The organism is Bacillus taeanensis, assembly GCF_003318295.1.
GTDB classification, from domain to species: Bacteria; Bacillota; Bacilli; order Bacillales; family UBA6769; genus Maribacillus; species Maribacillus taeanensis.
In genome coordinates, this window is sequence record NZ_QOCW01000029.1 from 1 (window position 1) to 15,845 (window position 15,845).

Annotated in this window: 12 protein-coding genes, 10 tRNA genes, 1 rRNA gene and 1 pseudogene; 21 read left to right on the top strand and 3 right to left on the bottom strand. The window is 37.0% G+C overall.

What is annotated here, in order from left to right; all coding sequences use genetic code 11:
* The first annotated feature begins 196 nt into the window (after positions 1-196).
* From rrf to rocF, 12 genes are all read left to right on the top strand, one after another.
* Positions 197-313 (top strand): 5S ribosomal RNA (gene rrf, locus DS031_RS19750).
* 18 nt (positions 314-331) lie between these two features.
* A tRNA-Asn gene (locus tag DS031_RS19755) sits at positions 332-406 on the top strand.
* Between the two features lies 1 nt (position 407).
* A tRNA-Thr gene (locus tag DS031_RS19760) sits at positions 408-480 on the top strand.
* Positions 481-495: 15 nt separating this feature from the next.
* Positions 496-570: transfer RNA gene (locus DS031_RS19765), tRNA-Glu, on the top strand.
* Positions 571-574: 4 nt separating this feature from the next.
* Positions 575-650: transfer RNA gene (locus tag DS031_RS19770), tRNA-Val, on the top strand.
* 36 nt (positions 651-686) lie between these two features.
* Positions 687-762 (top strand) — tRNA-Thr (locus tag DS031_RS19775).
* A 143-nt stretch (positions 763-905) separates the two neighbouring features.
* Positions 906-990: transfer RNA gene (locus DS031_RS19780), tRNA-Tyr, on the top strand.
* Positions 991-1,004: 14 nt separating this feature from the next.
* A tRNA-Lys gene (locus DS031_RS19785) sits at positions 1,005-1,080 on the top strand.
* Positions 1,081-1,097: 17 nt separating this feature from the next.
* Positions 1,098-1,172: transfer RNA gene (locus tag DS031_RS19790), tRNA-Gly, on the top strand.
* A 9-nt stretch (positions 1,173-1,181) separates the two neighbouring features.
* A tRNA-Gly gene (locus DS031_RS19795) sits at positions 1,182-1,255 on the top strand.
* Between the two features lie 130 nt (positions 1,256-1,385).
* A tRNA-Ala gene (locus DS031_RS19800) sits at positions 1,386-1,461 on the top strand.
* A 247-nt stretch (positions 1,462-1,708) separates the two neighbouring features.
* Positions 1,709-2,617 (top strand): arginase, encoded by a 909-nt coding sequence (gene rocF / locus DS031_RS19805; protein ID WP_113807914.1) that lies wholly within the window; start codon positions 1,709-1,711, stop codon positions 2,615-2,617.
* Positions 2,618-2,663: 46 nt separating this feature from the next.
* Here rocF and DS031_RS19810 read toward each other — a convergent pair whose 3' ends face one another.
* Entirely contained in the window at positions 2,664-2,840 is a 177-nt protein-coding gene (locus tag DS031_RS19810) for an aspartyl-phosphate phosphatase Spo0E family protein (RefSeq protein ID WP_181833264.1), read from the bottom strand.
* Positions 2,841-3,084: 244 nt separating this feature from the next.
* Between DS031_RS19810 and sigW the strand changes: the two genes are divergently transcribed.
* The 9 genes and pseudogenes from sigW (at position 3,085) to DS031_RS24315 (ending at position 14,335) form a co-directional block, all read left to right on the top strand.
* A complete protein-coding gene (gene sigW, locus DS031_RS19815) occupies positions 3,085-3,648 on the top strand; it encodes an RNA polymerase sigma factor SigW (RefSeq protein WP_113807919.1) in 564 nt (187 codons plus the stop codon).
* 16 nt (positions 3,649-3,664) lie between these two features.
* Entirely contained in the window at positions 3,665-4,300 is a 636-nt protein-coding gene (locus DS031_RS19820) for an anti-sigma factor family protein (RefSeq protein WP_113807921.1), read from the top strand.
* 162 nt (positions 4,301-4,462) lie between these two features.
* Positions 4,463-5,281 (top strand): diadenylate cyclase CdaA, encoded by an 819-nt coding sequence (gene cdaA / locus DS031_RS19825; RefSeq protein ID WP_425451999.1) that lies wholly within the window; start codon positions 4,463-4,465, stop codon positions 5,279-5,281.
* Positions 5,274-6,527, top strand: coding sequence for a CdaR family protein (locus DS031_RS19830; protein WP_113807923.1), 1,254 nt, complete (start codon positions 5,274-5,276; stop codon positions 6,525-6,527). The genes cdaA and DS031_RS19830 overlap by 8 nt, the downstream gene beginning before the upstream one ends.
* A 51-nt stretch (positions 6,528-6,578) precedes the next feature.
* A complete protein-coding gene (gene glmM / locus DS031_RS19835; protein ID WP_113807924.1) occupies positions 6,579-7,931 on the top strand; it encodes a phosphoglucosamine mutase in 1,353 nt (450 codons plus the stop codon).
* 430 nt (positions 7,932-8,361) lie between these two features.
* A complete protein-coding gene (gene glmS, locus DS031_RS19840; RefSeq protein WP_113807926.1) occupies positions 8,362-10,164 on the top strand; it encodes a glutamine--fructose-6-phosphate transaminase (isomerizing) in 1,803 nt (600 codons plus the stop codon).
* 302 nt (positions 10,165-10,466) lie between these two features.
* The gene (locus DS031_RS19845) at positions 10,467-12,242 is read left to right on the top strand and encodes an SLC13 family permease (RefSeq protein ID WP_113807927.1); all 1,776 of its coding nucleotides are present in this window, start codon (positions 10,467-10,469) and stop codon (positions 12,240-12,242) included.
* 329 nt (positions 12,243-12,571) lie between these two features.
* A pseudogene (locus DS031_RS19850) lies at positions 12,572-13,948 on the top strand (alkaline phosphatase); the annotation flags it as partial.
* Positions 13,949-14,002: 54 nt separating this feature from the next.
* Positions 14,003-14,335, top strand: coding sequence for a copper amine oxidase N-terminal domain-containing protein (locus DS031_RS24315; RefSeq protein ID WP_425452000.1), 333 nt, complete (start codon positions 14,003-14,005; stop codon positions 14,333-14,335).
* 39 nt (positions 14,336-14,374) lie between these two features.
* Here DS031_RS24315 and DS031_RS19855 read toward each other — a convergent pair whose 3' ends face one another.
* Entirely contained in the window at positions 14,375-15,055 is a 681-nt protein-coding gene (locus DS031_RS19855) for a hypothetical protein (protein ID WP_113807931.1), read from the bottom strand.
* A 132-nt stretch (positions 15,056-15,187) separates the two neighbouring features.
* Entirely contained in the window at positions 15,188-15,706 is a 519-nt protein-coding gene (locus DS031_RS19860; protein WP_113807932.1) for a DUF421 domain-containing protein, read from the bottom strand.
* Positions 15,707-15,845 lie beyond the last annotated feature (139 nt).

Here is a 15,845-nt window from a genome sequence, read left to right on the forward strand (position 1 = left end):
GATATTTAATCGCTCACCAAGAAGTCGCTTTTTGACTTCGTAGGGAGAGAGAAAATAGCCGTACGGTTTGGCTTATGAAGCTGGATGTCATTGGAAAGTCGTTGTTATCTAGTTTTGAGAGAATAAAAAAATCTCTTGCAAGTTCTTAAATGATATGATATTATATATCTTGTCGAAAGAACAAAGCAATAAAATGTCTGGTGGCGATAGCGAAGAGGTCACACCCGTTCCCATGCCGAACACGGAAGTTAAGCTCTTCAGCGCCGATGGTAGTTGGGGGCTCTCCCCCTGTGAGAGTAGGACGCTGCCAGGCTTTATTTTATTTTAGCATTCCACAGTAGCTCAGTGGTAGAGCAATCGGCTGTTAACCGATCGGTCGTAGGTTCGAGTCCTACCTGTGGAGCCATGCTTCCATAGCTCAGCAGGTAGAGCACTTCCATGGTAAGGAAGAGGTCACCGGTTCGAGCCCGGTTGGGAGCTTCACTATATTAGAATGGCCCGTTGGTCAAGCGGTTAAGACACCGCCCTTTCACGGCGGTAACACGGGTTCGAATCCCGTACGGGTCACCATTTTGGAGAATTAGCTCAGCTGGGAGAGCATCTGCCTTACAAGCAGAGGGTCGGCAGTTCGAATCTGTCATTCTCCACCATTCTAAATTAAGAGTTAAGTTTAAAGCGATTGTATCGCCGGCCTAGCTCAATTGGTAGAGCAACTGACTTGTAATCAGTAGGTTGGGGGTTCAAGTCCTCTGGCCGGCACCATCTATCCTTACACTAACAACGTTGAATTTACTTCTTAGCTAGTGTAAAACTGTAGTACTTGAAAAGTGTACCATCTATTTACTAATAAAATTAAAATAACTGTACTCAATAAAGAGTGCATTTTTATTTTGATTCTAATATGTGGAGGGGTAGCGAAGTGGCTAAACGCGGCGGACTGTAAATCCGCTCCCTCCGGGTTCGGCGGTTCGAATCCGTCCCCCTCCACCATCTTATATTTTTGTGAGCCATTAGCTCAGCCGGTAGAGCATCTGACTTTTAATCAGAGGGTCGGAGGTTCGAATCCTCCATGGCTCACCATTTTAAATAATGTTTTTGCGGAAGTAGTTCAGTGGTAGAACACCACCTTGCCAAGGTGGGGGTCGCGGGTTCGAATCCCGTCTTCCGCTCCAGAAGCAGCCGCGGGTGTAGTTTAATGGTAAAACCTCAGCCTTCCAAGCTGATGTCGTGGGTTCGATTCCCATCACCCGCTCCATATAAGAAATGCGGAATCACCCTGCTTAAATTATTAGGATATTACAATTCTTGACGAGAAGTCGCTTTTTGACTTTGCGGGAAAGAAACAGCTTTAGAATTTGGCTTATGCAGCCGGACAAGATGAAATTGGGGCCTTAGCTCAGCTGGGAGAGCGCCTGCTTTGCACGCAGGAGGTCAGCGGTTCGATCCCGCTAGGCTCCACCATAATATAAAAATAACTTCCTTAAATCAAACAATGGTTTAAGGTTTTTTTGTGTTTACAAAAGGATTGCCAAAAGTTACTCTTCCAAAAGCTTTATTGCTTCCTTATTATATATACAATTTTTTAACGAGATTATAGAGAAAATTCGCATAACTATACACAACTTTGTCGAGTTGAGTCATTGAAATAAAACCATATACAATAGAGATAGATGGTAAGGAAAAGATATTGGAGAGGAAGTGCTGAGAAATGAAGAAGCAAATTTCAATTATTGGAGTACCAATGGATTTAGGACAAACCCGCCGCGGTGTTGATATGGGTCCCAGCGCTATTCGCTATGCTGGAATTGTAGAACGTTTACAAAAGTTAAATTATGAGATTCAAGATTTAGGTGATATAGAAATTGGCCGCCCTTTACTTGAAAAAATAGAAAGCAAAAGCGACAACAATTTAAAAAACTTAAAAGAGGTAGCTGAAGCGAGTGAAAAGCTTTCGGCAGCTGTTTCAAATGTTGTAGATGAAGGAAGCTTTCCGCTCGTCTTTGGCGGCGATCACAGCATTGCTATTGGAACACTTGCTGGGCTTTCGAAACATTATAACAATCTTGGTGTTATTTGGTATGATGCGCACGGTGATTTAAATACGAGTAATACTTCTCCATCAGGTAATATTCACGGTATGCCTCTTGCTGTAAGTCTTGGAATTGGCCATTCAAGGCTAACAGAAATTGAAGGCTATACACCAAAGGTAAAACCAGAAAATATTGTAATTGTTGGGGCTCGTTCTCTTGATGAAGGGGAAAAAGAGCTTATTCGTGAAAAAGGGATAAAAGTTTATACAATGCATGAAATCGATCGTCTTGGAATGACGAAAGTAATGGAAGAAGCCATTGCCTATATTTCTAAAAATACAGATGGTGTGCATTTAAGTCTTGATTTAGATGGGCTAGATCCTCATGATGCTCCTGGTGTTGGGACGCCTGTTTTAGGTGGAATTAGTTATCGTGAAAGTCACTTAGCGATGGAAATGCTTGCAGAGGCGGATATTTTAACATCTGCTGAATTTGTAGAAGTGAATCCTATTCTGGACGAAAAAAATAAAACAGCGACTGTTGCCGTTGCCTTAATGGGTTCATTGTTTGGTGAAAAATTAAAATAAACTTTCTATGAATAAGCTATATATAAAAGCAGCGACTTTTTCTAAGTTACTGCTTTTTATTATTTTTTATTTCTTCATATTCATTTATTAATTTATCAATATAAGTGCTAATGGCAATCAATTCTGGAGAAATAAATGTGAAGTTATTTTGTTTGGCAAGATCATGCATTTTTTTTCTAGATCGTTCAATTTTTTCTAGTAAACAAGCTTTTTGATTACTCACGAAGTCTCCCACTTTCATGTAAGGTTTACTTTTATTTTTCCATAATTTGATAAATCTAAACCTTTTTTAGTGGTTTCTTTGTATGAAGGAAGAGGACATACGAGATAAACCAATTTTTTCTAAAATTAATTCCTCATAGATGGAAAACTCATGCTAGAATAAGAGAAGAATTTTTTTAAAAAAGTGAAACATTTTTATTTCTGAGTCGTAAATTAATTAGCCGCAGTAAGGCGGAGGTAGAAAAATGGATAAAATGGTGAACAGGATTATTCAACAAGTAAAAAAAGGCGACCAACAAGCGTTTGAGGGGATTGTGGAACTGTATGGAGGACGTGTCTATCAGTTAACCTATCGTATGCTTGGGAATACTCATGAAGCTGAAGACATTGCTCAGGAAGCTTTTTTACGTGCCTATATGAATATTGATCGATTTGATACAACCAAAAAGTTTTCCACCTGGCTGTATCGAATTGCAACAAATCTAGCAATTGATCGAATGAGAAAGAAAAAGCCCGACTATTATTTAGATGCAGAAATTAGGGGAACAGAAGGACTAACTCTTTATTCACAAACGGCGGCAGATGAAAAAGGTCCGGATGAAACGGTTGCAGCATCTGAATTGAAAGAAGAACTACAGCAGGAAATTGACAATTTACCTGCTAAGTATCGATCAGCTATTATTTTGAAATATATTCAAGAGCTTTCATTAAAAGAAATTAGTGAGATTCTTGATTTGCCTGTAGCAACAGTAAAAACAAGAATACATCGTGGTCGAGAAGCTCTGCGTAAAAGACTGCGTAATGGGTAACCAAGGGGTGAACAAAATGAAATGTGAAAAAACATATATGGAATTAATTTATAAGGTTCTTGATCATGAAGCAACAGAACAAGAACGTACGATGCTGCAGGATCATCTAAAGTCTTGCAGCGCATGTCAGCTTTATTATCAAGAACTAAAAGAAGTAGAAATTTTTTTGAAGGGTGCTGAACAGATTGAGGTCCCTGAAGGTTTTACTACAAAAGTAATGAATCACTTACCGAAAGAAAAGAAAACGATCTCTTTAAAACGTTGGTTTCGAACACATCCGATGCTCACAGCCGCAGCATTATTTTTCTTCTTAATGGCGGGCTCGATTTATTCTTCATGGAACGGGGATGGGGAACGATTATCCATTGTCTCTGGAAATGGAAATTTACAAATTAATGAGGAACGAAATGTTGTCATCGTGCCAGAAGGGGAAGTTGTCAAAGGTGATTTAATTGTAAAAAACGGTAACATTGAAATTGAAGGAGAAGTACAGGGAAATGTGGTTATCATTAACGGGGAAAAATATATGGCCTCAGCAGGACAAGTAACAGGTGAAATAGAAGAAGTTGATCAAGTAATGGAATGGATTTGGTATCATATTAAATCCGGGGCTAAGGAGATTAAAAATTTATTTGCAGGTAAAGATGAATAAAAGAGGTCTCTTTTTCATTTAAGAGGCTTCTTTTCACCTTTATTTTTTGAAAAATATTCAATTCGGTGAAGATTCGTTTCATATTTAAATTATGGTATAATAAAACAGTTGTATTGATTACAAACGCGTTTAAAATTCGTGAACTACATTGAGGAAAGTGTGATGTTGCCTGTGGGAGAGCTGAACCTGCTGCAATACATTGGAGATATAGTAGATATTTTATTAGTAACATTTGTTATTTATAAATTAACAATGCTGATTCGCGGCACAAAAGCAATTCAGTTGTTAAAAGGAATTACGGTCATTATTGCGATTTGGTTTTTAAGTATTGTCTTTCAATTAAAAACATTGCAATGGATGATGAACCAAGCGATTAATTTTGGACTGCTCGCAATTATTATTATTTTTCAACCAGAACTTCGCCGTGCCCTTGAGCAGTTAGGAAGAGGAAGATTTTTTTCAAGAAGCAATTTTGAGGAAGAAGATGCTTCCCAGTCCATTGAGGCAATTGTGAAGGCGGCGAGCTATATGGGAAAACGCCGAATTGGGGCATTGATTTCAATTGAACGTGAAACAGGTTTGAATGACTATGTAGAAACAGGGATTCCTTTACATTCAAATCTAACATCTGAACTGTTAATTAATATATTTATTCCAAACACTCCCCTGCATGATGGAGCCGTTATTTTAAGTCAAAATCAAATATATGCGGCAGCATGTTATTTGCCGCTTTCAGAAAGTCCTTTTATTTCAAAGGAACTAGGCACAAGGCACCGGGCTGCGTTAGGGATAAGTGAAGTAACAGACAGTTTAACAGTCGTGGTCTCTGAAGAAACAGGGGGTATTTCGCTTACTAAAAATGGGGAACTTCATCGTAATTTGGATGAAGAAGCGCTTAAAGCATTGTTAACAAAAGAGCTGCAGACAAGTGCCCCAGCTTCCTCAACACGTTGGAATTGGAGAGGAAAGAAAAATGGATAAATTTTTAAAAAGCAACTGGTTTCTAAAAATCATTTCATTTTTGCTTGCACTTATGCTTTATACAATTGTTGGAATGTCAGAGAACCCGAGTGCCGCTCCTAATCCAACAAGTCCGTTGCCAAAAGTAACAGAAGGAACTGAGATTATTAAAGACGTTGAGCTTGTTCCGTATTACGACCAAGAGCGGTATATCATTTCAGGGCTTCCAGCGACGGTTGATGTAGAGCTTGAGGGCTCTAACAATCAAATTATTATGGAAAAATTGAAGAAAAACTTTGAAGTCTATGTTGACCTTCAAAATTTAACACCTGGTAAGCATACGGTTCGCTTAAAGCATAAAGATTTTTCAGATGAACTTGAAGTAAGAATTGATCCTTCTTCTGTAAATGTAACAATTGATGAAAAGAAAACAAAGGATTTTCCAATTGATATTGATTTAATTAATGAAACCAGTCTTCCGGAAGGTTATACAGCGGAAGAGCCAATTGCGACACCAACTACTGTAACGGTTACAGGAACAGATGAGCAGTTAAATCAAATTGGATTTATTAAAGGGTTTATTGACGTAAAAAGTGTAAAAGAGACCATTACAAAAACTGTGCCGATTAACGTATTTGATATAAACGGGAATGAAATCCAAGGTCTGCAAATCAATCCTTCTGTCATTGATGTAAAAGTACCAATTAAAGGACCTAATAAAACCGTACCATTAAAAGTAAGTACAAAAGGCAGTTTAAAAGAGGGATTTAGTATTCAATCTTTAGAAATTGAACCGAGAGAGGTTACAGTGTTCGGTTCAAAAGAAACACTCGAAGAAATTGAATATATTGATGGAATTACCATTGATTTAAGCAGTATTACAAGCGATACAACGTTAGAATTAGAGATTCCGCTTCCAAAAGATGTGAAAACGGTAGATCCAAAAAAAGTAAAAGCAACCATTCAAATTGGAAAGCAGGAAACAAGAACTTTTGAAAATATTCCTATTAAAGTAACGGGCCTTCCTGATGGATTTGAATTTTCATTTTCCGAACCAGAAAGTGGCTTCATTAACCTTGAGTTAACGGGTGCGGCCTCCATATTAGAAAAGCTTGAACAAACAGAGCTTGAAGCTTATGTGGATGTTAGCGAGCTTTCTGAAGGGGAACATGATGTACCGGTTGAGCTGAACAGTCCACAATATATTACATGGACAGATAATAATTTTAAAGCGAAATTAGTCTTAACAAACGGCCGTGCAGGCTAAATAGAGATAAATCTTAGAGACTTTTTACTGTTATGAAGGAGCGATAGTGAGATGGGTAAATATTTTGGAACAGATGGTGTTCGAGGCGTAGCCAATACAGAACTTACACCGGAATTAGCCTTTAAACTAGGGCGATATGGCGGTTATGTGTTAACAAAAGAGATGGAAAAACCTAAAGTGCTAATTGGCCGTGATACGCGTATTTCAGGTCATATGCTTGAAGGTGCGCTTGTTGCAGGATTATTATCCATTGGCGCTGAAGTGATGCGCCTTGGCGTTATTTCAACGCCAGGGGTTGCATATTTAACAAAAGCTGTTGCTGCACAGGCTGGTGTAATGATTTCTGCTTCTCATAATCCAGTAGCAGATAATGGCATTAAATTTTTCGGTCCAGATGGCTTTAAGTTGTTAGATGAGCAGGAAGAAGAAATTGAAAAGCTGTTAGATGTAAAAGAAGATCAGCTGCCTCGTCCAATCGGAGCTAATTTAGGAATTGTGAGTGATTATTTTGAAGGCGGACAAAAATATTTGCAGTTCTTAAAGCAAACTGTTGATGAAGATTTTTCAGGTCTTCATATTGTGCTTGACTGTGCGCACGGGGCAACATCATCTCTTGCTTCTCACTTATTTGCTGATTTAGAAGCAGATATCTCAACAATTGGAGCAGCCCCAAATGGGATCAACATTAATGATGGGGTTGGTTCAACACATCCAGAAACGTTAGCAAAAGTTGTAATAGAAAAAGGAGCAGATATCGGTCTGGCATTTGACGGAGATGGAGATCGGTTAATTGCGGTTGATGAAAAAGGGCAAATTGTTGACGGCGATCAAATTATGTTTATTTGTGCGAAGTTTTTACAAAAACAAGGCCGCTTAAAGCACGATACAGTCGTCTCAACGGTGATGAGCAACTTAGGTTTTTATAAAGGATTAGAAGCAAACGGCATTCAATCTACCAAAACAGCAGTTGGTGACCGTTACGTAATGGAAGAAATGAAAAAAGGCGGCTATAACCTTGGCGGTGAGCAGTCTGGTCACATTATTTTCCTTGATTATATTACAACAGGGGACGGCATGCTTGCAGCCCTGCAGCTTGTTAATATTTTAAAGATGACACAAAAGCCGCTTTCAGAGCTTGCAGCGGAAATGGAAAAATTCCCGCAAAGCCTTGTTAATGTACGCGTTGTTGATAAATATAATGTAATTAATAATACAACGGTGGCTGAAGCCATTCAAAAAGTTGAAGAAAAAATGTCTGGCAATGGTCGTGTGCTCGTTCGTCCTTCAGGAACAGAACCGCTTGTGCGCGTAATGGTAGAAGCACCAACAGAAGAGCTTTGTAACGAGTATGTCCAAAATATCGCAAATATTGTTCAAGAAGAAATGGGTATGAAAGCAGAATAACGACACAAATTCACTTCTTTTAACGAAAAACTATGCAAAGACAGCACGAGACAAGCTGTTGATGCATAGTTTTTTCTATAAAGGGTAATGTATTCCAAAAGGAAAGTATTGACGGTTTTTATTTTCCTCATGTATGATTGAGATTGTTCATTTAAAAGAGAAAGGAGCACCGTAAATACAATTATTTTTAAAGCGCCTGGACTATTCTGAAACGGTTAAATGAAGAGTAGTTGACGAGGAAGAGGTTTATCGAATTTCGGCGGATGCCTCTCGATTGCCTGTTATCACAATCGAAATACCAGCTGTCTTAAAACAAGGAGGCGACTTCTTGCACAAAAGCAGTTGGAATGATAACAACAATTAAAAAGTCTAATTCGGGGCAAAGATGCCCCGCATCTTTGTCCCGAAATTACGGGAGGAACTAGATAATATGTGTGGAATTGTTGGATATATTGGACATGAAGATACAAAGGAAATTTTACTTCGCGGTTTAGAAAAGCTTGAATATCGCGGTTATGATTCTGCAGGTATTGCTGTATTGAATGATAACGGTGTTCACGTTTATAAAGAAAAAGGCCGCATCGAGGCATTGCGTGCTATTGTTGATGAAAACGTTGAAGCGACAGTGGGAATTGGCCATACAAGATGGGCAACACATGGTGCGCCAAGTCGTACAAATGCACACCCTCATCAAAGTACAACTGGCCGTTTTACACTTGTTCATAATGGTGTAATTGAAAATTATGAAGAACTTAAACAAGAACATCTTGCAAATGTTTCATTTAATAGTGATACAGACACGGAAATTATCGTTCATCTTATTGAGACATTTGTTAATGAAGGGCAATCTGTTGAAACAGCATTCAGCAGTACATTAAAAGTGTTAAAAGGTTCATATGCGATTGCATTAGTTGACAAGAAAAACAAAGAAACAGTATACGTTGGGAAAAACAAAAGTCCGCTTCTCGTTGGAATGGGAAATGGCTTTAACGTTGTCGCAAGTGATGCAATGGCAATGCTTCAAGTAACAGATCGTTTCGTTGAACTGATGGATGAAGAAATGGTAATTGTAACAAGGGATGCTCTTACAATTAAAACATTAGATGGTGAAAAGGTTGAGCGTGAGCCTTATACTGCAGAAATTGATGCAAGCGATATTGAAAAAGGCACATATCCACACTATATGTTAAAAGAAATCGATGAGCAGCCGCTTGTTATGCGTAATATTATTACAGAATATCAAGAAGAAAATGGAAAACTTAAACTTGACCAAGATATTCGTAATGCGATGCAGGAAGCAGACCGAATTTATGTAATTGCTGCCGGCACAAGCTATCATGCTGGTTTAGTTGGAAAACAGTTAATTGAAACAATTGCAAAAATACCAGTTGAAGTCCATGTTGCAAGTGAATTTTTATATAACATGCCGCTTTTATCTGAAAATCCGCTCTTTGTGTTTATTTCACAAAGTGGTGAAACAGCTGACAGCCGTGGGGTTCTTGTAAACGTGAAAAAGCTTGGCTATAAAGCATTAACGATTACAAATGTAAAAGGTTCAACACTTTCTCGTGAAGCGGATTACACACTTCTTCTTCACGCAGGACCAGAAATTGCTGTTGCATCAACAAAAGCATACACGGCACAAATTGCAGTTCTTGCCATTCTTGCTGTTGATACAGCGCGCACAAAAGGCATCGAATTAGACTTTGATCCAATTCAAGAGTTAAGTATTGCTGCAAATGCAATTCAAGTGATGATTGATGAGAAAGACGAAATTGAAACGATTGCAAGAGATTATTTATCTGTTGCACGCAATGCTTTCTTTATCGGCCGTGCAGTTGACAATTATGTCGGATTAGAAGCTGCATTAAAGCTAAAAGAAATTTCTTATATTCAAGCAGAAGGCTTTGCCGGCGGTGAATTAAAGCACGGAACAATTGCTTTAATTGAAGAAGGAACACCAGTGATTGCTCTTGCAACACAAGAGCATGTAAACGGCAGTATCCGAAGCAACTTACAAGAAGTGGCGTCTCGCGGTGCTAATACATGTGTAATTAGTATGGAAGGTTTAAATAACCCTAATGACCAAATCGTCATTCCAGCGGTACATCCATATTTAGCACCACTTGTATCAGTTGTGCCGACACAGCTGTTAGCTTATTATGCTGCCCTGCACCGCGGCTGCGATGTTGATAAGCCTCGTAACCTAGCGAAAAGTGTAACGGTTGAGTAAGAAATAAGTTTTGTTATAAAAGCCTCAGTCCAATACTAATTTAATTGGGCTGAGGTTTTTTAAAAATAAAAAAACATTGTTGACAGGTAGGAATTGTTGGTTTAATATAAATTAAATATCAATTTTATTTTTATATCCATATGCTGATTGGAAATACCAAAGACATACACTTCAAACAGCTGAAGTGTATATTTTTTTATCTTTAATACCAACTAAACGCATAGGTTTTATGAGGATGTAGTATTTAGATTAAAAAGTTAAATGAAAGAATACAAAATCTAACGGGATAGGAAGAGGGAAGAATGACATTTGAAATTGCTTTTGTCCTCATTGTTATACTAGCAATGCTTATTTGCCTTATAAAAGAGATTGCTAGACCTGACTTTATCGTTTTTTTTACATTAGCTGTCTTGTTGTTAAGCGGTATCGTTTCTCCTGTTGATGCATTAAAAGGTTTTTCAAATGATGGTATGTTGACGGTGGCGCTTCTATTTATTGTAGCGGGTGCTGTTAAGCAAAGTGGAATGTTAAATCAACTCGTTACAAAGGCTTTAGGATCAGGTCAAAATCAAAGAATGTCTCTTCTGCAAATGGTAATACCTATCTCAAGTTTATCTGCTTTTTTAAACAATACGCCAATTGTTGTCATGTTTACTCCTGTTATCCGAAAATGGTGTAAGGAAAGAAACATTGCGCCATCTAAATTTTTAATTCCATTGTCTTATGCTACTATTTTTGGCGGAACATTAACTTTAATTGGTACATCTACTAATTTAGTTATACATGGATTTATGCGTGAGCATGGCATGGAAGGTTTTTCAATGTTTCAACTGGCTGTTGTAAGTCTTCCGGCTTCTTTAATTGGAATCATCTATATGGTTACAATTGGTTATAAGATTTTACCTATAAGAAAAACATCTGAGGAATCTTTTGATGAAGGGGCAAGAGAATATCTTTCTGAAGCTTTCATTGAGCCTCATTCACCATTAATAGGAAAAACGATTGAAGAAGCTGGCTTAAGGAATTTGCAAGGTCTTTATTTAATTGAAATGATAAGAAATGGAGAACGAACAGCCGCGGTTCCTTCTTATATAAAACTTAGGGAACATGATCAATTGATTTTTACAGGTGTTTTATCTACAATCGTTGAGTTGCAAAATATAAAAGGATTGCGAGTAGAAACAGGAATTAATTTGAAGTTAGAAGATTTACAAAATGGTAGTGCTTCTTTAGTAGAAGCAGTGGTTTCACACCAATCATCATTAATTCAAAAAACAGTGAAAGAAAATAAATTTCGCAGCAAATATGGTGCGGGAATCGTTGCTGTTCATAGAAATGATGAACGAATTAATAATAAAGTTGGAGATATCGTATTAAAGCCTGGCGATACACTCCTTCTTTTAGGAAATAAAGATTTTCTGAACAGATGGTCCAATTCCAGAGATTTTTACTTAATTTCGCCTATAAAAGATCCGGAAATTATTGATTCAAGAAAATCGATTATTACCGGGGCGACATTAGTTATTATGATTTTGCTTGCAGCCTTCAATATTTTTACAATGTTTGAAGCATCTCTATTAGCTGTGATCACTCTTTTCTTAACAAAAACGATTACGTTTGAAGGGGCAAGAAAATATATTCAGTTTGATGTGCTGCTTTTAATCGCGTGTGCAATTGGTATCGGTATTGCGTTGGAACAGACAGGAGCCGCAGCATTAATCGCTGATTATTTTATACAATGGACAAAAGGTTTTGGAGCAATAGGGGCCATTACTATTGTTTACTTCATTACAACCTTGTTTACTGAAGTTATAACAAATAACGCCGCTGCTGTCTTAATGTTTCCGATTTCTCTTGCGATGGCGAATCAGCTATCCATCGATCCAATGGCATTCTTTGTATCAATTGCGATCGCTGCTTCAGCTAGCTTTGCTACACCTATTGGCTACCAAACGAATTTAATTGTATATGGACCAGGTGGGTATCGCTTTTCAGATTATTTAAAAATTGGCATCCCTCTTAATATTTTATATTTAATTGTAACTGTTGTTATTGTTTACTTTGTATGGGTCGTTTAGGATTAATAATTGGAAATAGGAAAGTTCTTAATGAAATTCTAGCAAACATTGTTTGCTAGAATTTCTTTGTTTTATTTTAAATTATTTAAGAATAATAATCATATAGGTGATAACTAGGTGGAATGATGTGTAAAATTCATTAGATAGATTATAAATTCGTTGTTATTAGGGTTCTTTATAAAAGTTTTATTTTAAAAGATTATCCTTAAAACCCCCTTAAATTTTATTAATAAAACTTTAACATTCGATTAATATTCCATTAATAGTTTAGCTTTATACTTTGAAAAGTGAGAGGGAAATAATAATCCATTTTAAAGGGGAGAAATGTTTTGTTTAAACAGCGTTTGGCTAAAAAATTATTACCTTTGGCTGTGATGTCAACAGTCGCTTTTACTAGTTTGACAGGAAATCCAGTAAGTGTAGATGCAAAGGAAGCTAACAAAACACCAGAAATTAAAAATGTTATTCTTTTAATTGGTGACGGTATGGGTCCTATTTATAATTCAGCATACCGCAGTTTAAAAGATGATAAATCAACACCAATGATGGAAAATACGGCATTTGATGATTACTTAGTTGGCATGCAGTCTGTCTATTCTTGGGATAAAGAAGAAAGTATTCCTGATTCAGCTGCAACAGCTACATCAATGGCTGCAGGGATTAAAACTTACAACAACGCAATCGCAGTTGATATGAATAAACAAGAAGTAAAAACAGTTTTAGAGCAAGCAAAAGAAGATGGAAAAGCAACAGGACTTGTGGCAACTTCACAAGTTAATCATGCGACACCGGCTTCATTTGGTGCTCACGATGAGTCACGTCATAACTATAATGATATTGCTGATGATTACTATGATGAACTTGTGAATGATGAACATAAAATTGACGTTATTCTTGGGGGCGGAACTTCTTATTTTGAAAGAGAAGATCGTAATCTAGCAGATGAATTTAAGCAAGACGGCTACAGCTATGTCAAAACACGTGACGAACTTCTAAATGATACGAACGAACAAATTCTAGGTTTATTTGCGCCGAAAGGATTAGATAAAATGATTGATCGTCCTGACACGATGCCTTCATTAGTTGAAATGACTGAAACAGCAATTGAGCGCTTAAACAAAGACGAAGACGGCTTCTTCTTAATGGTTGAAGGAAGTCAAATTGACTGGGCTGGGCATGATAACGATGTTGTTGCTGCAATGAGTGAAATGGAAGATTTCGAACAAGCATTTAAAGCGGCGATTGAATTTGCAAAACAGGACAAGCATACACTTGTTATTACAACTGCTGACCACTCAACAGGTGGAATGGCAATGGGTAGAGATGGTGTGTATAAATGGGAGCCAGAGACGCTTAAACAAGCAAAGCGTACACCAGATTATATGGCAGCACAAATTGTGAATGGGGCAGATGTTGAAGCAACATTAACAGAAAATATTGGTTTTAAATTAACAGCAGAAGAAATTCAGTCTGTTAAAGATGCTGCAGCTGCAGAAGGTGCAACGAGTGTAAGTATTGATGATGCAATTGAAAAAATCTTTGACCTTCGTTCTGGGACAGCTTGGACAACAGGGGGTCACACAGGTGAAGATGTAATCGTATATGCTTACGGTCCACAATCTCAACTTTTTGCAGGCAAAATTGATAACACAGATGTAGGTAAGCATGTGTTTAACATTTTAGAAGAAAATAAAACAGCAAACGACGATAAAAAAGAAGAAAACAATGGAAATGAAACTGAGCAAAAAATTGGGATTTTTATTAATGGTCAATTAAAAATTGTGAATGACCATCCAATGATTAAACACGGAAGAACGTTACTTCCGGTACGAAGCATTTTTGAAGAATTAGGTTCTACTGTAGAATGGGATCAATCAACACAAACAGTAACAATTGTAAATGGTGACACAACACTTACACTTAAAGTAAATTCAAAAGTTGCAATGAAAAACAACGCTAAAATGGAGTTAGAGGCAGATCCTGAAGTAGTAAAAGGTAAAACAATGATTCCACTGCGCTTTATTGCTGAGGCACTTGGAGCAGAGGTTAAATGGGATTCTAAAACAAATAATATTTACATCACAACAAAATAAATGGTGTAAAAAAGGCTGCTGGGTTAACCTAGCAGCCTTTTAGAATTCTATTTTGAGTTCTTTTGCTTTATGAATTGCATTGTTTTCTGTATTTAAAACATCACTTGTAATTATTTTTAACCATTCAATATTCTCTACACTTGTCTCTTCAATAACTAATCCTAAATTTCCTTCTCTTACTTCAGCCGAAGCGTATTCGCCAATTAGGTTTTCTAGGTAAAAATCTTGGTCCCCGCTAACCTTTTCTCCTTCGTTTGTTTCCAATAAGCCTAGTGGAGAAAACTTAACTGGTTGGTCTGATGTGTTTTTTACTTCCACTCTTGCTTTTACATAATTGAAGTTTTCTTCGTCATGTGTAAATCCATGAAAGTAGTCAATTAAATCGTTTGATGGGAGATAGTTAAACACTTTTACATCTTTTATTGTTAATTCAATTGGCCCAACTTCATGAGTTTCAGGAGTATGATGGATTGCCTTTAATGTAATAATACCATTGGCATCTTCATAAGTTTGACCCACTTCAACAACAGTTTGATCATTGACTGCTTGAGGGCTGTTGCTGTATTTCTTGCTTGTTTCATTTGTTGTTTGCTTTGTATTATTTTTCTCCACATTCTCTTCAGTTTGTGGAGCTGTATTTTCTTCTGTAACAGGGTTATCAGTTGGTGAGCAGCTGATAAGTAAGAAAGATAAACTGAGTGGGATAAAGAGATTTTTCACTATAATTCCTCCTAATTTGAATTCCAACACGGATTAGTATAGCAAACGAATATTAAGAGTATGTAAAGATTTTGTAAAGTAAAAAAGCCGGTTAAATGAACCGACTTAGAATAATAGAAAGTATTTTTTTGGTTAGTTTTTTGGATAGTCTTTTATATTTTTTACCGCGTTGTCTTCCTTTTTGGGAACCGTGTTAAGGACGGAAATAGCGCCATCCGCTTCTAAAACAATCAGTTTTACTTCCTCTAAAGAAGAATAACCATATTTTCGTACAGCCTGCAGTATATCCATTTCTGTAATTCTTTCTTTTTTCATAGCATCTTTTAAAAAGCGAGAGTTATAGTAGAGAAGTCTTGGATTTGACTTCACGATTGTATCCACTTTTTGAAAACGAGAAGAGAGCCATGCAATGATATATTGAAGAATAATAAGTAAAAGAAGGGCAGTAATTCCTTCTGCTAATGGCACTTTTTTATCTAATAATATAATTGAGAGAATTGAGCCTGTGGCTACCGTCACGACTAAATCAAAAGCATTCATTTTAGAAAGGGTGCGCTTTCCGAATAGTCTTAAGAAAACGATGAGTGCAATATAAGAACTCGAACCAAGGATTAAAATTCGTTCAATGCCGGACCATCCATTAAAAAACATATTTCCGCCTCCATTTACTGTTTAAATTCTCTGAAACGTTCATTGATAATGATTTGATTTTGTTAAAATTTACCCTTGTGAAAAAGCAGTTAAACATTAAATGGGGAAGGGAAAATCAGATCTTCATAAGCTGGCTGGA